Raw genomic sequence first — 20,138 nt, 5'->3', positions numbered from 1 at the left:
TCGAGATGAGCGAAAATAGTAAAAAATGGTATGTTCTGCGTGCGATTGGAGGCAAGGAGAAGAAGGTAAAGGAATATATCGAAAACGAAATCGCAAACGGAGATCTAAAAGGTTTTGTTGATCAGGTTCTCATTCCTACGGAAAAAGTCTATCAAATCCGAAATGGTAAGAAAATCAGTAAGGAGCGAAACTTTTTTCCGGGATATGTTTTAATCGAAGCCGCTTTAGTGGGTGAAGTTGCACACACACTAAGGAATTTTCCAAACGTAATCGGATTTTTAGGCGACACCAAGGGTGGAGATCCGGTACCGATGCGGCAAAGCGAGGTAAACAGGATTTTAGGTCGTGTGGATGAATTAGCTGAAACCGACGAAGAAATCAATATCCCATATGTGGTAGGAGAAACTGTGAAAGTTATCGATGGACCATTCAACGGCTTTAACGGAACCATTGAGGAAATCAATGAAGAGAAGAAGAAGCTGCAAGTGATGGTGAAGATTTTTGGTCGTAAAACTCCTTTGGAACTTAGCTTTATGCAAGTCGAAAAGGAATAGTAACGCTTTAATTTATTGTTATGGCGAAAGAAGTTGCTGCATTAATTAAATTACAAATCAAAGGTGGTGCTGCTAACCCTTCACCACCGGTAGGACCAGCATTAGGAGCCAAGGGGGTAAACATTATGCAGTTCTGCAAGCAGTTCAACGGAAGAACACAGGACCAACCAGGGAAAGTGCTTCCGGTGATCATTACTGTTTATGCAGACAAGTCGTTTGACTTCATAATTAAACAACCTCCGGTAGCTATTCAGCTGTTGGAAGCTGCTAAAGTAAAAAGCGGTTCATCAGAACCTCACGTGAAAAAAGTGGGTTCAGTGAACTGGGATCAGGTAAAACAAATTGCCGAAGGCAAAATGTCGGACCTGAACTGCTTTACAGTGGAATCAGCAATGAGAATGGTAGCTGGAACTGCCAGAAGTATGGGAATTACCGTAAAAGGTACTTCACCATTCTAATAACTAAAAATATCTTTTACGATGGGCAGAATTACGAAAAATAAAAAAGCTTCTTTGGAAAAACTTGAGAAAGGAAAAGTTTACTCAATTGACGAAGCGGCACAACTGGTAAAAGAAGTTACTTTTACTAAGTTCGATGCTTCTGTTGACATTGATGTACGCTTGGGAGTTGATCCAAGAAAAGCTAACCAGATGGTTAGAGGCGTAGTTTCGTTACCCCATGGAACCGGAAAAGAGGTACGTGTTTTGGCATTGGTTACTCCTGACAAAGAACAGGAAGCTAAAGATGCCGGAGCTGACTATGTAGGTCTCGACGATTTCGTTGAGAAGATTAAAGGTGGCTGGACAGATATTGATGTAATCATCACTATGCCTCCGGTTATGGGAAAAGTAGGTGCGCTGGGGCGTATCCTTGGACCACGTGGTTTGATGCCAAACCCAAAAAGTGGAACCGTAACCATGGAAGTTGGTAAAGCAATATCGGAAGTTAAGCAAGGTAAGATTGATTTTAAAGTGGATAAATTTGGTATTGTTCACACATCTATCGGTAAAGTATCATTTACTCCCGAAAAGATCAAGGAAAATGCCGTTGAGTTTATCAACACGATCAACAAACTGAAGCCAACAGCTGCAAAAGGAACCTACATTAAGAGTATCTATTTATCCAGTACCATGAGCCCTGGTATTCAGGTAGAATCTAAGTCGTTTGCAGAATAAAAATAGGAATTATGAAGAGTTCAGAGAAACAAGTTATTATCAATAATTTACAAGAACAGATAGATTCATACGACCATTTTTATCTGACAGACACTAGTGGATTAAATGCTGCCGATACCAGTGATTTAAGGAGACTATGTTTTAAACAAGATGTAAAACTGGTTGTTGTTAAGAATACTCTTTTACGTAAAGCTCTTGAGAATTCGTCAAAGAATGCTGAAGAGATTTTCGATGCACTTAAAGGGAATACAACGGTAATGTTTACCTCAACAGGTAACGTTCCTGCAAAACTGATCAAAGAATTCAGCAAAACGAAAAAGAAGCCTGTTTTAAAGGCTGCATTTGTTGAAGAATCAGTTTACATGGGAGCAGAACAACTCGACGCGCTTGTTTCAGTTAAATCTAAAAACGAGCTTATCGCAGACGTTGTGGCCCTTTTACAATCACCGATCAAAACAGTTGTTGGTCAGCTGCAATCAGGTGGTACTATTATTCATGGTGTTCTTGAGACACTGAAAGAGAAAAAATAATTTTTTACGAAATAATTTAAAAAGTAATAAAAATGGCAGATTTAAAACAGCTTGCAGAAGAGTTGGTAAACTTGACTGTTAAAGAGGTTAACGAATTAGCTGGCATCCTTAAAGATGAATATGGTATTGAACCAGCTGCTGCTGCAGTTGCAGTTGCAGGCCCAGCCGCTGGCGGTGGCGAAGAAGCTGCTGCTGAACAGACTGAGTTTGACGTGATTCTGAAATCAGCAGGTGCCTCTAAACTTGCAGTTGTTAAACTCGTTAAAGAATTAACAGGTCTTGGCTTAAAAGAAGCAAAAGAAGTAGTTGACAGTGCTCCAAAAGCTTTGAAAGAAAAAGTTTCAAAGGAAGAAGCTGAAGCGCTGAAAGCTCAGTTGGAAGAAGCCGGAGCTGAAGTAGAATTGAAATAACGCATTGCTACCTATTTTCATAGGTAATATGGTTTAGAATCCTACGCAAGTTGGGTTCTAAACCTTTTTGTGTATTTATATTTTATATCATTAACCTGTATAAATACATGACAGTAAATACAACACAAGAGAGGATTAATTTTTCCTCAACACAAACCAGGTTTGATTACCCTGACTTCTTAGAAGTACAAGTTAAATCATTTAAAGATTTTTTTCAGTTAAGAACCACTCCCGATCACCGGAAGGATGAAGGTTTGTTCAAAGTTTTTGAAGAAAACTTCCCCATTTCAGATACCAGGAACAACTTTGTTCTTGAGTTTCTGGACTATCAGGTAGATCCTCCTCGATACAGCATCGAAGAATGTATCGAACGTGGTCTAACTTTTAGTGTACCATTAAAGGCAAAGTTAAAACTTTACTGTACCGATCCGGAACATGAAGATTTTGATACGGTAGTGCAGGACGTTTACCTTGGTACTGTCCCGTATATGACCGAAAAAGGTACTTTCATCATAAACGGAGCAGAAAGGGTTATCGTTTCTCAGCTACACCGTTCTCCCGGAGTATTCTTCGGACAGAGCATGCATGCCAACGGTACCAAACTTTATTCAGCACGTATTATTCCGTTTAAGGGCTCGTGGATCGAATTTGCCACCGACATCAACAGTGTGATGTTTGCCTACATTGACAGGAAAAAGAAATTACCTGTTACCACTCTTTTACGTGCCATCGGTTTTGAAAGCGATAAAGATATTCTTGAAATATTTGATCTGGCCGATGAGATTAAAGTTTCCAAAACAGGTTTAAAGAAATTAGTGGGTCGCAAACTGGCCGCCCGTGTGTTGAAATCGTGGGTTGAAGATTTCGTTGATGAAGATACAGGTGAAGTGGTATCAATTGAACGTAATGAGGTTATTATCGATCGTGAAACAGAGATCGAAGAAGACCACATTGAAGAAATCCTGGATTCTGGGGTGAAAACCATTCTTCTGCACAAAGAAGATCAGAATCAGCAGGATTTTGCCATTATTTACAATACCCTTCAGAAAGACCCGTGTAACTCTGAAAAAGAAGCAGTGTTGCACATTTACCGTCAGTTACGTAACGCAGAACCGCCGGATGAAGCGACTGCCCGCGACGTAATTGATAAGTTGTTCTTCTCTGACAAACGTTATGATTTGGGAGAAGTTGGTCGTTACCGGATCAATAAAAAGTTAGGTCTGGATGTTGACATGGAAAACAGAGTGTTAACCAAAGAGGATATCATTGAGATTATCAAGAACCTCATTCAGTTGGTGAACTCTAAGACCGATGTTGACGATATCGACCACCTTAGTAACCGTAGGGTACGTACCGTAGGCGAGCAAATGTTCAACCAGTTTGGTGTAGGTTTGGCTCGTATGGCCCGTACCATTCGCGAACGTATGAACGTACGCGATAATGAGGTGTTTACTCCGATCGACCTGATCAACTCAAAAACACTTTCGTCGGTTATCAACTCATTCTTTGGAACCAACGCACTGTCGCAGTTCATGGACCAAACGAACCCGCTGGCCGAGATGACGCACAAACGTCGTATGTCGGCACTGGGACCTGGTGGTCTTTCGCGTGAAAGAGCCGGTTTTGAGGTTCGTGACGTTCACTACACTCACTACGGACGTTTGTGTCCGATTGAAACACCGGAAGGTCCGAACATCGGTTTGATTTCTTCTTTGTGTGTGTTCGCCAAAATCAACGACCTTGGTTTTATTTCTACTCCGTACCGTAAAGTTGAAAACGGTAAAGTAGACCTTTCTCCTGAAGGTGCTGTTTATTTAACAGCCGAAGAAGAAGAAGGAAAAATCATTGCACAGGCAAACGCGCCGATCGACGAAGAAGGATACTTTGTTAATGAGCGTGTAAAAGCACGTTTGGATGGTGACTACCCGGTTGTTGAAAAGCAAGAGGTAGAATTGATGGACGTAGGTCCTAACCAGATTGCTTCTGTGGCAGCATCACTGATCTCTTTCCTTGAACACGACGATGCCAACCGTGCATTGATGGGATCGAACATGATGCGTCAGGCCGTACCGCTGCTTCGTCCAGAAGCGCCGATCGTTGGTACCGGTCTGGAAGGAAGAGCTGCCGCCGATTCAAACATAATGGTGAAAGCCGAAGCCGACGGTGTTATCGAATTTGTAGATGCTAAGCAAATTATAGTGCGTTACGACGTTTCAGAAGACGATCGCTTTGTAAGCTTCGATCCTGAAGTGGTAACCTATAATTTAATGAAATATACCAAAACCAACCAGGGAACCACAGTTGACCTGAAACCAATCGTTGAAAAAGGCCAGCGCATTAAGCAGGGTCAGATTCTGACGGAAGGTTACGCAACTGAAAACGGAGAACTGGCATTGGGAAGGAACCTGATGGTGGCATTTATGCCATGGCAGGGATATAACTACGAGGATGCGATCGTGATTTCGGAAAGAATCGTTCGTGAAGATGTTTTCACTTCGGTTCACGTAGACGAATACAGCCTCGAAGTTCGCGATACCAAGCGTGGTGTGGAAGAATTTACTTCCGATATTCCAAACGTTAGTGAGGAAGCAACACGCAACCTTGATGAGAATGGTTTGATCCGTATCGGTGCCAACGTAAAACCGGGAGATATCCTGATCGGAAAAATTACCCCAAAAGGTGAATCTGATCCTTCTCCGGAAGAAAAACTGTTACGGGCGATTTTTGGTGACAAAGCCGGTGATGTGAAAGATGCTTCATTGAAAGCTTCTCCTTCATTAACAGGTGTTGTGATCGATAAAAAATTGTTCTCGCGCGTTACCAAAGACAAAAAAGGTAAGGCTACCAAAACGCTGCTTGATCAGATCGATGAAAAACTGGATCGTGACATTGCAGCTTTAAGAGCAAAACTTGAAGACAAACTCTTCACTTTGGTAAGCGGAAAAACATCGCAAGGTGTTAAAGATTATTACGGAACTGAAGTAGTTGCCAAAGGAGTGAAATTCACTCTGAAACAACTTCAGGAGATCGATTATATGAACGTTAATCCTGCAAAATGGACAACGGACAAAGATAAAAACGATCTGATTTTCCGTGTGATCAACAACTTCATCATGAAGAGCAAAGAAGCCGAAGCGGTTTCTCGTCGCGAAAGATACAATGTTACTATTGGAGATGAACTACCCGCCGGTATCATTCAGTTGGCGAAGATTTACGTTGCTAAGAAACGTAAGCTTCAGATTGGGGATAAAATGGCAGGTCGCCACGGTAACAAAGGTATTGTATCGCGCGTTGTTCGTCGGGAAGATATGCCGTTCCTAAAAGACGGTACACCGGTTGACATTGTTTTGAACCCGCTGGGTGTACCTTCGAGGATGAACCTTGGACAGATTTACGAAACGGTTCTTGGATGGGCCGGAAAAGAGCTGGGGCTGAAATTTGCCACTCCTATTTTTGATGGTGCCAGTTTAGAGGAAGTTACAGAATATACTGACAAAGCTGGTATCCCAAGATTTGGCGAAACACGTTTGATCAACGGTGAAACCGGTGAACCTTTTGACCAGCCTGCAACCGTAGGGGTTATCTACATGTTGAAACTGGGCCACATGGTAGAAGACAAAATGCACGCACGTTCAATCGGTCCTTACTCACTTATTACACAGCAACCATTGGGTGGTAAAGCTCAGTTTGGTGGTCAACGTTTTGGTGAGATGGAGGTTTGGGCGCTTGAAGCTTTTGGTGCTTCTCATATCCTTCAGGAAATTCTGACCGTTAAGTCGGACGACGTAATGGGTAGGGCAAAAGCATACGAAACCATTGTAAAAGGTGAACCGATGCCGCAGCCTGGTATTCCGGAGTCGTTGAACGTACTGCTACACGAATTGCGTGGTCTTGGACTAAGCGTTCGCATGGAGTAGGATATTTTAAAGGTTCAGTTTAATTGAATTTAATTTGAATTATGGCATTCAGAAAAGATAATAAAGCAAAAACGAGTTTCTCAAAAGTTTCGATCAGTTTGGCTTCACCGGAAGAAATTCTGGAGAGATCATACGGCGAGGTTTTGAAACCGGAAACCATTAACTACAGAACCTACAAGCCTGAAAGAGACGGTTTATTCTGTGAGCGTATCTTCGGACCTGTTAAAGACTACGAATGCCATTGCGGAAAGTACAAGCGTATCCGTTACAAAGGGATCGTTTGCGACCGCTGTGGTGTGGAAGTAACAGAGAAAAAAGTTCGCCGCGAAAGAATGGGACACATCTCGCTGGTGGTGCCTGTAGCACATATTTGGTATTTCCGCTCGTTGCCAAACAAAATTGGTTACCTGCTGGGTTTGCCAACTAAAAAACTGGATTCGATCATTTACTACGAACGTTATGTTGTGATCAATTCAGGTATTAAGAGACAGGATGGCGTAAAGGATCTTGATTTTCTTACCGAGGAAGAGTACCTGGATATTCTGGATACGCTGCCAAAAGAAAACCAGTTCCTGGACGATGATGATCCAAACAAGTTTATTGCAAAAATGGGAGCAGAAGCTCTTTACGATATTTTGGCAAAGCTTGAACTGGATGAACTGTCGTACGACCTGAGACACAAAGCCAATACTGAAACATCTCAACAGCGTAAAAACGAAGCGCTGAAAAGATTGCAGGTAGTAGAAGCTTTCCGTGCCAGCAAAAACCTGAACCGTCCCGAATGGATGATCGTTCGCGTGGTTCCGGTAATTCCTCCGGATTTGCGTCCGTTGGTGCCGCTGGATGGTGGTCGTTTTGCTACATCCGACTTAAATGACTTGTATCGTCGTGTGATCATTCGTAACAACCGTTTGAAGCGATTGATCGAGATCAAAGCTCCTGAAGTAATCTTACGTAACGAAAAACGTATGTTGCAGGAAGCAGTTGACTCCTTGTTCGACAACTCAAGAAAAGTAAACGCTGTTAAAACTGAAAATAACCGTGCGCTTAAATCGCTTTCGGACAGTTTGAAAGGAAAACAGGGACGTTTCCGCCAAAACCTTTTAGGTAAACGTGTTGACTATTCAGCACGTTCGGTAATCGTTGTTGGTCCTAAACTACAGATCCACGAATGTGGTCTTCCGAAAGACATGGCTGCGGAACTTTACAAACCATTCGTAATTCGTAAGTTGATCGAAAGAGGTATTGTAAAAACAGTAAAATCAGCGAAAAAAATAGTTGACCGTAAAGACCCGGTTGTTTGGGAAATCCTTGAAAACGTATTGAAAGGACACCCGGTTATGCTGAACAGGGCGCCCACGCTGCACCGTTTGTCAATTCAGGCTTTCCAGCCGGTTTTGATCGAAGGTAAAGCGATTCAGTTGCACCCCTTGGTATGTACCGGTTTCAACGCCGACTTCGACGGCGACCAGATGGCTGTTCACCTTCCCCTGGGAAATGCTGCCATTCTGGAAGCTCAGTTGTTGATGCTTGCATCACACAACTTGTTGAACCCGGCGAACGGTGCGCCTATCCAGGTTCCTTCTCAGGACATGGTATTAGGTCTTTACTACATGACCAAACCGCGTAAAGGTGGAAGAGGTGAAGGTATGACATTCTATTCTCCGGAAGAAGTAATGATCGCCTACAACGAGAAATCCATCGACTTGCACGCAATCATCAAAGTAAAAGTAGAAGATGTGGATGAGAACGGTGAGTTCTTTAAACACATTCTCGAAACCACTGTTGGTCGTGTTATTTTCAACGAAGTTGTTCCTCGCGAGGCCGGTTACGTAAACCAGCTTCTGACCAAAAAATCGCTGAGAACCATTATTACCGATGTGTTCAACACAAGTGGTAATGCGGTTACCGTTAAATTCCTTGATGATATCAAACACCTTGGGTACACAATGGCTTACCGTGGCGGTTTGTCGTTCAACCTGGGCGACGTTATCATTCCTGAAGATAAGGAAGGAATTGTTAGCGAAGGTTACGAGGAAGTAGAAGAAGTGATCAGTAACTATAACATGGGTTTCATTACCAATAACGAACGTTACAACCAGGTTATTGATATTTGGACACATGCGAACGCCAAACTGACACAGTCGGTAATGAAAACTTTAAGTACCGACCGTCAGGGGTTCAACTCTATTTACATGATGCTTGACTCGGGGGCTCGTGGTTCGAAAGAACAGATTCGCCAGTTATGCGGAATGAGGGGATTGATGGCAAAACCACAAAAATCAGGTTCTACCGGTTCTCAGATTATCGAAAACCCGATTCTTGCGAACTTTAAAGAGGGACTTTCGGTACTTGAGTACTTTATCTCTACCCACGGTGCCCGTAAAGGTTTGGCGGATACCGCCCTTAAAACAGCGGACGCTGGTTACCTGACCCGTCGTTTGGTAGACGTTGCACAAGATGTTATCATCTCGGAAGACGACTGTGGAACACTGCGTGGTTTGGTAGCTGCCGATGTGAAGAGCAACGAAGAAGTAGTTGCTTCTCTTTTCGAAAGAATCATTGGTAGAACAACTGTTCACGATATTTATCACCCGTTAAATGGTAAACTGATCATTAAATCAGGTGATGAAATTACAGATGATATCGCAAAAGTAATTGAAGATTCTCCGATTGAAACCGTTGAGATTCGTTCGGTACTGACTTGTGAGTCCAAAGTAGGTGTTTGTGCCAAATGTTATGGCCGTAACCTTGCAACCGGGCTTAAAGTTCAGAAAGGGGAGGCTGTCGGCGTAATTGCTGCGCAGTCGATCGGTGAGCCTGGAACACAGCTTACACTGCGTACCTTCCACGTAGGGGGTATTGCTGGTAACATTTCGGCTCAGTCAACTATCGAATCGAAATACGATGGTTACTGTGAAATCGAAGAACTTCGTGCAGTACAACACAAGTCGGAAGATGGTAAGGAGATGGATATTGTGGTTAGTCGTTTGGCTGAACTCAAAATCATCGACAAGAATACCAACATTCCGTTGTCGACACACCCGATACCTTACGGTGCAAAACTTTACGTGAAAAACGGTCAGGAAATCCGCAAAGGTACCCTGATTTGTGAATGGGACCCGTTCAACGGTGTTATCATCACAGAGTTTGAAGGTAAAGTTGAATTTGATAACCTGATTGACGGTATTACATTCCGTGAAGAGTCGGATGAGCAGACTGGTTATAGCGAAAGAGTAATCATTGAAACGAAGGATAAAACGAAGAACCCGTCTCTGAAAATTATGGACGACGCGGGCGAAATGATTCGTTCTTATAACCTTCCGGTAGGTGGTCACATTTCAGTAACTCCAGGTCAGAAGGTAAAAGCAGGTACTATCTTGGTGAAAATTCCTCGTGCTGCTGGTAAAGCAGGCGATATCACCGGGGGTCTTCCGCGTGTTACCGAATTGTTCGAAGCACGTAACCCCTCTAACCCGGCAGTTGTTTCCGAGGTGGATGGTGAAGTTTCACTGGGTAAAATCAAAAGAGGTAACCGTGAGATTATTGTTACCGCTAAAAACGGTGATGTGAAGAAATACCTCGTACCACTGTCAAAACAGATTCTGGTACAGGAAAACGACTATATCCGCGCAGGTATCTCACTTTCTGACGGTGCTACCACTCCTTCAGATATTCTGGCTATCAAAGGCCCGACCGCTGTTCAGGAGTATATTCTGAACGAGGTACAGGACGTTTACCGCATGCAGGGTGTAAAAATTAACGATAAACACTTTGAGGTGATCATCCGTCAGATGATGCGTAAAGTAGAGATCGTTGACCCGGGAGATACCCGTTTCCTTGAAAAACAAGTGGTTGACAAGAACGAATTCTCTTCAGAAAACGACTGGATCTACAGCAAAAAAGTTGTAGTTGATCCGGGAGATGCAGAGGGAATGAAAGCTGGCCAGATTATTTCTGCCCGTCGTTTGAGAGACGAAAACTCTCAGCTTCGTAGGAAGGATAAGAAACTGGTGGAAGCCAGGGAAGCAATTCCTGCCACATCGAGTCAGGTTCTGCAAGGTATCACCAGGGCTGCACTTCAAACACGCAGCTGGTTGTCAGCAGCATCGTTCCAGGAAACTACCAAAGTACTGAACGAAGCAGCGATCAACGGTAAGGTAGACTACCTCGACGGATTGAAAGAGAACGTAATTTGCGGTCACCTGATTCCGGCCGGAACCGGTCTGAAAGAATACAAAAACCTGGTAGTAGGTTCGAAAGAAGAATACGACAGGTTGGTTGACGGAAGACATTCATAAAAGTTAAGCAGATATGGAAGACAACAAACAAAAGTCACAGCAGATCAATATTGAATTGAGTGAGGAAGTAGCTCAGGGGACTTATTCGAACCTGGCGGTTATTACGCACTCCAGTTCAGAGTTTGTGGTGGATTTTGTCCGGATTATGCCCGGTATTCCAAAAGCGAATGTCAAGTCGAGAGTAATTCTTACACCGGAACACGCAAAGCGTTTGTTATTGGCACTTCAGGATAATATTGCAAAATATGAAGCCATGCACGGGCCAATAAAGAACGTAAAACCGGGATCTGACCCCATGATGCCGCCAATGAATTTTGGTGGTCCTACTGCACAAGCGTAACAAAAAGCTTACACTAAATAGAAAGAGGAATCAGAAATGGTTCCTCTTTTATTTTGTACCTGTTGTAGAATGATCGCCTCCTGCAAACTAGCGCTACCACCTTGTTTTGTTCTCCGAATGTTAAATGTTGATTCATTATTTGTATTTTGGAAAATAAAATTGTGCGCAATATAATTGTGGGCTATATTTGTGCTCGCTTATGGAGGAAAAGTTACAGTTAAAGAGTCAGGTTTGTTTTCCGATATATTCATTATCAAGGGAAATCATTAACAGGTACCGTCCTTTTTTGGATGAGTTGGATATTACCTATCCGCAGTATCTGGTTTTAATGGTATTGTGGGAGAACGAAGTGCAAACCGTCAACCAGATAGGAGAGAAACTGAATCTGGATAGCGGAACACTTACACCACTGTTAAAAAGGCTGGAGGCGAAAGAATTAATTCACCGGTGCAGGAGACGTTCTGACGAGCGGGTAGTTGAAATTACACTCACCGAAAAAGCCAGCTCGTTGAAAAGCAAAGCTGTGCTGGTTCCGGAGAAAGTGGTGAACGATATCGGTTTAACAAGCGAAGACCTCGAAGATCTGAAACGAATTGTTACCAAGATCTTGAACAAGACTAAAAACCTGCCTTAACCGAAAAAGCAGATACCGCTTTTCTGAAACTTGCGAGGTAGCAAATCAATAAACTTATTTTCCTAATCTTATTTGACGATGTTTGGATATACTAATAATTGAGGAGACAGAAAATGTTATTGGAAAATTTAAATTGGCGTTACGCCACAAAAAAGTACGACCCTACCAAAAAAGTATCACAGGAAGATGTGGCAAAAATTGTGGAAGCTGCTCGTTTGGCACCAACTTCTTCGGGTTTGCAGCAGTTCAGGGTGATTGTTATTTCTAACCAGGAGTTAAAAGACAAGATTGTGCCGATAGCCTGGGGACAGCAAATCGTGGCCGATTGTTCGCATATCCTGGTGTTCGCAGCATGGGACCGGTATACCGAAGAAAGAATCGACCAGATTTATAATTACACCACTGACCAGCGCGACTTACCGCGGGGACGCTTTGATGCTTATACAAGCAAACTAAAGGATTTATACCTGCCCCAAACGGCGGAGGAGAACTTTAATCATACCGCCCGGCAAGCTTACATCGGATTTAGTTTGGCCATTACACAGGCGGCCGAGTTAAAGATTGACAGTACCCCGATGGAGGGTTTTAGCAGTGATGAGCTCGATGAATTACTAGGGCTGAAAAAAAAGGGGCTTAAAAGTGTTACCATGCTTCCTATCGGCTACAGAGACGCAGAAGGCGATTGGCTGGAAGGAATGAAGAAGGTGAGAAATCCTAAGAACGAATTCGTTTTGGAATACGCATAATTTCGTGTCAAACCAACATAAAGGCTTTCACAATAGTGGAGGCCTTTTTTTATGGACACCCGGGAAACACGCTTACTCATTGTCACCACTTTTTTCTGGTTCAGGGAAAAGAACCATTGGCAGATGCTTCTTCAGATGGCAAAAAATTGTTAGCTTGGTGCAATCTACCGGAAATCAAAAACGCGGGTATATTTGTACAAGCGTATCTTTTGCCGGTTCGCTAAAAACGAATAACAATGAAGTATCTGATTCTTTTTGCCATTTTGCTGATGGGTATTTCGGTAAATGCCCAGCAACCTTATAAATACGTATTAATTCCAACTCATTTTGACGATTTCGGTAATGATCTTAATCCATACGGCCTTAGCTCTGTTGTGCAGGCCGAGTTGGACAAGCAATCCATTAAAGGTGTTTTTGCCACCAACCAGATGCCGGAAGATTATTGCGAGACTTTAACAGTAGACTTGGTGAAAGCATCGAGTTTGCTGCGAAACAAAGTAAAGGTGGAATTAAAAGACTGTATGAGCAAAGTAATATGGTCGAACGAGGGAACCGGGCGTTCAAAAGACTACCGCGAAGGGTTTGGAGAAGCGGTGGTGGATGCATTAAAGGACCTAACTGAGTTGCCTGTCAACACAACCATAAGCGGACTGCCTCAGAAAGCGAACACAGCTCCTAAAGTTACCGCGATGGTAAAAACCGAAAAAGCGCCGGCGGTTACACAGACCCAGACCGAAAGAGAAGTGGACGAAAATTATAAACCGGTAAGTCCTTACTACAACGGTACTTATTTGGTGGATGTGGTAGATGCCGGTAACAGTAAAAAGGAACTACTGATCTTAAATGGTGAAGTGCTGGGGTATAAAAAGCAGCAAAGAATAGCAACACTTACACCTTCTGGTCTGGAAGATGTGTTTACAATAAGCTGGGTGAATCCCAACGGAGGGAGTGTTAACGGAGTCGCCAAATTAACGGCGGCCAAACTGGAAATCTCGCTGAGCAAAGACGGCCAGGAAGAGGTAATTGTATTGCAGAAATTATAGCGTTTAGAATCACCTACCTGTTTTGAAATGGCATCAGTGAAAAGTTGTAGACAGATGTAAAACCCTTGTATTTCATCGGTTTTAGTAAAAAGAAAAGCCGGCTCTTATAAACCGACTTATCATTTTAATTTGGTTAGATTTGGTTTGAAAACCCAAGGGTTGAATATACTAAATTATTCAGTACAGCAAATTCTTGATAACATAATTCGAAGCTATGTCATTCTGCCCGTAAGGGCGATTGTTGACGATGAAAAACCTGCCCGTGTGCAGGTACTTTTTTACCACTTTCGTTGCTTTCAGGAAAACTTTTGGCGCAGATGTACTTTGGGAGCTGTCTGTTCTCAATCGCGTATCAAAACGGATGTTTTTGGGCAAATGCTAACTTAAAATTGTTATAAATTAAGTGCCTCTTTCCTGCTGTTGATTTTTAGAATAATCTGGCTTATTATTCCGAAGCGTTGTCACACAAGAGTTTGAGCGTGTCGAAAACGAATCATTTTTCCTGTTGAACGGCAATCGCTTTTTTTGTGTTTCCGTTTGCATTTGGCGAGGCTTCTTCATCTTGATTTCTTTGGGCTGAATCTTTATATTTGCCTCTCTTCATGCTTTAAAAGAAAGAATTTGAAGGGATTTTGCCTCGTTCGCGAGGTGAAGGAAATAAGAGAATCGAACCTAAATTGGGCTGCATGAATGAGTATCAAAAAATTCTGATCAACACCCTTCTCAGCATACTGATTCATTTGCTACCCTTCCGGGTGGAATTCAAACTTCAGCAACAATAAACAAATTTTTATAGATGAAACGAGCATGTAACTTATGTTTTGGCACCTGGGGTGATGAAAGAATATGCGAGTTCCATCTTATACAATGGAAAAATAAACAACTTTAATAAGATGAAAGCTTACAACATTATTGTTTTGGCCAAGCAGGTTCCTGATACCAGGAATGTGGGCAAAGATGCAATGAAAGCTGACGGGACGATCAACAGGGCGGTCTTGCCGGCAATTTTTAATCCGGAGGACTTAAATGCCCTGGAACAGGCCCTTCGCATCAAAGATAAATTTCCGGGTAGCACCGTGAAGATCTTAACCATGGGCCCCGGAAGGGCTGCCGATATCATTCGTGAAGGTCTTTTCAGAGGTGCTGACGGTGGTATTTTGCTTACCGACCGAGCGTTTGCCGGTTCTGATACGCTGGCAACTTCTTATGCGCTGGGACAAGCCCTGAAGAAAATGGGTAACATCGACATCATCATTGCAGGACGTCAGGCCATCGATGGTGACACCGCACAGGTAGGACCACAGGTAGCCGAAAAACTCGGAATGCTTCAGATCACTTATGTGGAAGAAGTAATTGAGTTGAAAGACAAGAAGATTACCGTAAAACGCAGGCTCGAAAACGGTGTGGAAACAGTGCGGTGCCCGCTGCCGCTGGTAATGACAGTGAACGGAACAGCTCCCGACTGCCGTGCCCGTAACGCCAAACGACTGATGCAATACAAACACGCCAAAACGGTTACCGAATTGCAGAAAGAGAACGAAGATTACACGCATATGTACAACGATCGTCCGGACCTCAACATTCCGGAGTGGACAGTGAACGATATCGAAACGGATCCTTCTCAGCTCGGATTGACCGGTTCTCCTACAAAAGTGAAAACCGTAGAGAACGTGGTATTGCACGCGAAAGACTCGAAAGTGATTTCGGCCCTGGATGAAGAGATTGAAACAATGATGATCGAGCTGATCGAAAGTCATACAATTGGATAACGGACCCCTTAAAATCAGAATACTATGAATAGCGTATTTGTATATTGCGAGATAGAAGACGGCCATGTTGCTGAAGTAAGTCAGGAACTGCTGACCAAAGGAAGGTCGTTAGCCGATGAACTGAACTGTAAGCTGGAGGCGATTGCCATCGGTCATCAACTCGATGAAATCGGGAAACAGATCATTCCTTACGGTGTAGATACCCTTTATATTGCCGACGACAAACGGCTGAGCCCTTATCAGACCCTGCCACACACTTCGATTGTGGTGAACCTGTTTAAAGAAGAGCAGCCACAGATTGCCCTGATGGGAGCATCATCGGTTGGCCGCGATTTGGGACCACGTGTTTCTTCAGCTCTTCACAGCGGGTTGACTGCCGACTGCACCAGCCTGGTGATCGGCGATCATTTCGATAAAAAACAAGACAAGAATTACGAGAACCTCTTGTACCAGATCCGTCCGGCTTTTGGCGGAAACATCATTGCAACCATTATCAACCCCGACTGTCGCCCGCAGATGGCAACCGTTCGCGAGGGGGTAATGAAAAAAGAAATTCGCGATCCGAAATACAAAGGGAAAGAGGTAAAACTTGATATGGCAAAATATGTAAGCGACACCGATTTTGTGGTCGAGATCATCGAACGTCATGTTGAAAAAAGCAAGTTGAATATCAAAGGTGCGCCGATTGTGGTAGCCGGTGGTTACGGAATGGGCTCGAAAGAGAATTTCAACCTGTTGTATGAACTGGCCGATGTGCTGGGGGGTGAAGTCGGTGCTTCGCGCGCTGCGGTGGATGCCGGGTATACAGCTCACGAACGCCAGATCGGGCAAACCGGTGTTACTGTTCGTCCGAAACTGTACATTGCCTGCGGAATTTCGGGGCAGATTCAGCACCGTGCGGGGATGGAAGAATCGGCGCAGATCATCGCGATCAATACCGATCCGGAAGCTCCGATCAACGCCATTGCCGATTATGTGATTAACGGAGATGTGGCCGAGGTGATTCCTAAAATGATCAAGTATTACAAAAAGAACACCAAGTAATTCACCCTTTAAATTGCGGAAAAATGGCAAATTATTATAATGACAACAGCGAATTAAAATTTCATTTGAACCACCCTTTGATGGAAAAGATCGTTCGCTTAAAAGAACGGGAATATTCCTTCAAAAAAGAGTTTGATTTTGCCCCGATGGATTACGAGGATGCCATCGATAATTACGACCGTGTGCTGGAAGTAGTAGGCGAAATCTGTGGAAACATTGTGGCTGAAAATGCGGAAAGCATCGACGCCGAAGGTCCTCAGGTAGTTGACGGGCACGTAATTTATGCCCGCGGAACCCAGGAAAACATCGACGCCCTGAACCAGGCCGGTTTAATGGGAATGTCTTTACCTTACAAATACGACGGGCTGAACTTCCCGATCGTTCCCTACATTATGGCAGCCGACATTGTTTCGCGTGCCGATGCAGGTTTTGTAAACATCTGGGGCTTGCAGGACTGTGCCGAAACCATCAACGAGTTTGCTTCGGAAGAGCAAAAAGAAAAATACCTGCCGCGTGTATCGAATGGCGATACCATGGCCATGGACCTTACCGAACCTGATGCAGGTTCCGACCTTCAGGCTGTTCAGCTAAAAGCTACCTGGGACGAGAAGAAACACACCTGGTTGCTAAACGGTGTAAAACGTTTTATCACCAACGGCGACGGCGATATTTCGCTGGTACTGGCGCGTTCAGAACCGGGAACAAAAGACGGTCGCGGTCTTTCGATGTTTATCTACGACAAGCAGGACGGTGGTGTGACCGTTCGTCGTATCGAGCATAAAATGGGTATCATCGGATCACCCACCTGTGAGCTGGTTTTCAAAAACGCTCCGGGCGAACTGGTAGGTTCACGTAAAATGGGTTTGATCAAATACGTAATGGCCCTGATGAACGGTGCCCGTTTGGGAATCGCTGCGCAGTCGGTAGGGGTGAGCGAAGCTGCTTACCGCGAAGCATTGGCCTACGCCAAGGAAAGAATGCAGTTTGGGAAAGCCATTATCCGTTTCCCCGCTGTTTACGAAATGCTTTCGCTGATGAAAGCGAAACTGGATGCTTCGCGTACCTTGTTGTACGAAACAGCCCGTTTTGTTGACATGTACAAAACTTACATGCACATTGCCGAAGAGCGTTCGCTGGAAAAAGAAGAGCGCGAAGAAATGAAAAAATACCAGCGCCTGGCTGATATCTTTACTCCGCTTGTAAAAGGGATGTCGAGTGAATACAGCAACCAGCTGGCGTACGACGCCGTACAGATCCACGGTGGCTCTGGTTTTATGAAAGACTACCCGGTGGAACGTATTTACCGCGACGCCCGTATTACTTCCATTTACGAAGGTACTACGCAGTTGCAGGTGGTGGCCGCCATCCGTGGCGTAACAACCGGCTCTTACCTGGCTCAGATTCGTGAATACGAAGCCGAGCGTGTATCGCCCAAGTTGGAGTACCTGAAACGTTCGCTGATTATTTTAACCGACGATTACGAACGCGCCGTGAAAAAAGTAATGGCAGCCGACGATACCGAGTTTGTTGATTTCCACGCCCGTCGTTTGGTGGAAATGGCCGGCCACATTATCATGGGCTACCTGCTGGTGCTGGATAGCAACCGCGACGAGAGCTTCCTGAAATCGGCTCAGAACTACCTGAACTTTGCCAAAGGACAGGTAAAAGCACATGCTGAGTTTATCCGCTCATCAGAACTGGCTGATCTGGGTAACTACAAGTTCGAGATCTAAGACTTTAAGCCGCGAGCTTCAAGATATACAAGAGTCACTCATTTTTGGGTGGCTCTTTTTTGTTGAGGGACTGAGGGATTGAAGGACTGATGGATTGAGGGAGAGAATGCTTAAATGCTTTAATGAACAGCGAATCTGTGGCTTTTCCAGAAACATGATTACACTGAACTATGAGCTATTATCGGGCTTTTGCTGAAGTTCATTAACACAATGTTTTGAGTGCAAACTTTATTTTTCGGGCTTCGGAGTTCGGACGCTTATTCTGCTATTTTTGCGCCCAAATTAATACAGGAGAAACATCGTAAATGAACAATGCAAAATTAGGGAATCCTGCAGTGGTAGGACTGGCTGGGTTTGGTTTAACAACACTTTTACTTCAATTTCACAATTTAGAGTTAATTGGTTTGGGACCTGTTGTGGCCATGGGATTTATCTTTGGCGGATTGGCCCAGTTAATGGCAGGCTTGATGGAACAGAAAACCGGAAATAACTTTGGATTTGCCGTGTTTACCAGTTACGGAGCTTTCTGGATTGGGCTGGGAATCATCTGGATATTGAACCATTTGGGAGTTTACAGCTCTTCGGGTACCGATGTTGGATACTACCTGGTGGCCTGGACACTGCTGACAGCCATATTCTGGGTTGGATCACTGTTTATCCACACGGCTATGGTATTAACTTTTTCCACCTTACTGGCTGGCTTTATCTTTTTAGATTTGGGGCACTTCGGCTTTCCCGTATTTAACAAGGTGGCGGCAATCGTTTTAATTGTTTGTGCCTTGCTGGCCTGGTACATGATGGCAACCATTATTTTAAATGAATTGTCGGGCAGGGAAATGCTGAAATCAGGTAAAGCCTGGATTCGTAAGTAAACTCTGAGGGTTTTACCGTCCAAAGGCTAATAACCCGTTACGTAGTGCCGGGTTAAATGTTTTCGCGCTTAGCGGTTTCGAACCGCTTAGCGCTTGTTGCCTTAGCGCAGGTTTATCTGTGTGAGGGGAAGTAGGGAACCGTTCTTTTTTAGAGAGAACGGTTCCTTATTTTTTGGGATGGTTTCATTGTACGATAAGGATATCATGTTTCAAAAGGATGTCATTCCTGATTTACGTGCTTTATCTGTTTCAACCCGCTTAGGGCATCGTACAGATCAACGCTGTATGCGTTGGATTTTCATAGCTCCCAACGTATCCCGACCGCCGCAACTGCTCTGTCCCTCGTTTGCAACGAGGGGTAAGTTGCTCTGCATTTGCAATGCAATTTTAATCAGCATTTTTGCGATTTAATCTCCTACCGGAGGCCTTCATCCCGAGTCCTCGGGACGAAGCAGAAAAGTCAAGGCTGCGCCCGCTTCGCACGAAAAAACTACGTATTGCCGGCTAAGAGTTCAGAACTCCCCCGAGTTCTCGGGGTCAAACAGCCGAACTCTTTTAACGCCGTCTTCACTTGTTTTTCGGCTCACCGCCCGAGGCCGCGAGACGCGATTTGTAAATAATTTTCTGGTTTTACGACGCTGAAGGTGTCGGAGCTTAATAGCCCGGTACGGAGTGCCGGGTTAGGGATGAAAACCAAACCTCGTCCGGCGGGATGGGTGGATAAAAGCGCGTTTCGCAGTTCCGGACGAAATGTTGGGGCGATTATCTGGTGTTGAGGTTAGGCTCTTGTGGGGACTTAGGGAACCGTTCTTTTTTAGAGAGAACGGTTCCCTAAGAGGAGCCCTGCGTGGTATGGGGCTGCCCTGTAGGTCCGGGAGGCGTCCTGTAGGCTGTTGACCCTCCCTGTTACATTTTTACCCCTCCCTGTTAAACAGGACGGGGGAAAAAGCTACAGGATTGAGAAAAACTTCAACAGGGTGATAAAAAACCTTACAGGGCGGCCAAAAATTGTACAGGAAATAGAAAAATTGCCGCAGGGAGGCAAAAAAGTTAACAGGCCGGGCCGCTGG

The 20,138-nt window shown here is 44.3% G+C and carries 15 protein-coding genes; all 15 read left to right on the top strand.

Translation table 11 applies throughout. The annotated features are described in order from the left end of the window. Nucleotides 1-5 precede the first annotated feature (5 nt). Nucleotides 6-554, top strand: a complete 549-nt coding sequence (gene nusG, locus INQ51_RS02360; RefSeq protein WP_119438675.1) for a transcription termination/antitermination protein NusG — start codon at nt 6-8, stop codon at nt 552-554. 20 nt (nt 555-574) lie between these two features. Beyond that, nucleotides 575-1,012, top strand: a complete 438-nt coding sequence (gene rplK / locus INQ51_RS02355; protein ID WP_233376294.1) for a 50S ribosomal protein L11 — start codon at nt 575-577, stop codon at nt 1,010-1,012. A gap of 21 nt (nt 1,013-1,033) precedes the next feature. Further along, on the top strand, nt 1,034-1,729 hold the full coding sequence (gene rplA / locus INQ51_RS02350; RefSeq protein WP_233376293.1) for a 50S ribosomal protein L1: 696 nt from the start codon (nt 1,034-1,036) through the stop codon (nt 1,727-1,729). An 11-nt stretch (nt 1,730-1,740) separates the two neighbouring features. Continuing rightward, nucleotides 1,741-2,259 carry a 50S ribosomal protein L10 gene (gene rplJ, locus INQ51_RS02345; protein ID WP_119438672.1) on the top strand — a complete coding sequence of 173 codons (519 nt, stop codon included), beginning with the start codon at nt 1,741-1,743 and terminating at the stop codon, nt 2,257-2,259. Nucleotides 2,260-2,291: 32 nt separating this feature from the next. Then, on the top strand, nt 2,292-2,669 hold the full coding sequence (gene rplL, locus INQ51_RS02340; protein WP_233376292.1) for a 50S ribosomal protein L7/L12: 378 nt from the start codon (nt 2,292-2,294) through the stop codon (nt 2,667-2,669). Nucleotides 2,670-2,776: 107 nt separating this feature from the next. Next, the gene (gene rpoB / locus INQ51_RS02335) at nt 2,777-6,586 is read left to right on the top strand and encodes a DNA-directed RNA polymerase subunit beta (protein ID WP_233376291.1); all 3,810 of its coding nucleotides are present in this window, start codon (nt 2,777-2,779) and stop codon (nt 6,584-6,586) included. Between the two features lie 41 nt (nt 6,587-6,627). Beyond that, entirely contained in the window at nt 6,628-10,887 is a 4,260-nt protein-coding gene (gene rpoC / locus INQ51_RS02330) for a DNA-directed RNA polymerase subunit beta' (RefSeq protein WP_233376290.1), read from the top strand. A 13-nt stretch (nt 10,888-10,900) separates the two neighbouring features. Next, entirely contained in the window at nt 10,901-11,227 is a 327-nt protein-coding gene (locus tag INQ51_RS02325; RefSeq protein WP_119438668.1) for a DUF3467 domain-containing protein, read from the top strand. 199 nt (nt 11,228-11,426) lie between these two features. Next, nucleotides 11,427-11,861: a MarR family winged helix-turn-helix transcriptional regulator gene (locus INQ51_RS02320; protein WP_233376289.1), complete on the top strand. Its 435-nt coding sequence runs from the start codon at nt 11,427-11,429 to the stop codon at nt 11,859-11,861. A gap of 113 nt (nt 11,862-11,974) precedes the next feature. Beyond that, on the top strand, nt 11,975-12,607 hold the full coding sequence (locus INQ51_RS02315; protein WP_410796065.1) for an NAD(P)H-dependent oxidoreductase: 633 nt from the start codon (nt 11,975-11,977) through the stop codon (nt 12,605-12,607). Between the two features lie 236 nt (nt 12,608-12,843). After that, nucleotides 12,844-13,650, top strand: a complete 807-nt coding sequence (locus tag INQ51_RS02310) for a hypothetical protein (protein ID WP_233376287.1) — start codon at nt 12,844-12,846, stop codon at nt 13,648-13,650. A gap of 893 nt (nt 13,651-14,543) precedes the next feature. Then, nucleotides 14,544-15,419, top strand: a complete 876-nt coding sequence (locus INQ51_RS02305) for an electron transfer flavoprotein subunit beta/FixA family protein (RefSeq protein WP_119439778.1) — start codon at nt 14,544-14,546, stop codon at nt 15,417-15,419. Between the two features lie 24 nt (nt 15,420-15,443). Beyond that, a complete protein-coding gene (locus INQ51_RS02300; protein WP_233376286.1) occupies nt 15,444-16,463 on the top strand; it encodes an electron transfer flavoprotein subunit alpha/FixB family protein in 1,020 nt (339 codons plus the stop codon). Between the two features lie 23 nt (nt 16,464-16,486). Next, nucleotides 16,487-18,196, top strand: a complete 1,710-nt coding sequence (locus tag INQ51_RS02295) for an acyl-CoA dehydrogenase family protein (protein WP_233376285.1) — start codon at nt 16,487-16,489, stop codon at nt 18,194-18,196. 305 nt (nt 18,197-18,501) lie between these two features. Then, nucleotides 18,502-19,068 (top strand): acetate uptake transporter, encoded by a 567-nt coding sequence (locus INQ51_RS02290; protein ID WP_233376284.1) that lies wholly within the window; start codon nt 18,502-18,504, stop codon nt 19,066-19,068. The last annotated feature ends 1,070 nt before the right edge of the window (nt 19,069-20,138 follow it).

This window comes from Maribellus sp. CM-23 (assembly GCF_021354595.1).
Taxonomy (GTDB): Bacteria; Bacteroidota; Bacteroidia; order Bacteroidales; family Prolixibacteraceae; genus Draconibacterium.
Note: the sequence above shows the minus strand (reverse complement) of the source record. Positions and strands in the feature narration are given on the sequence as shown.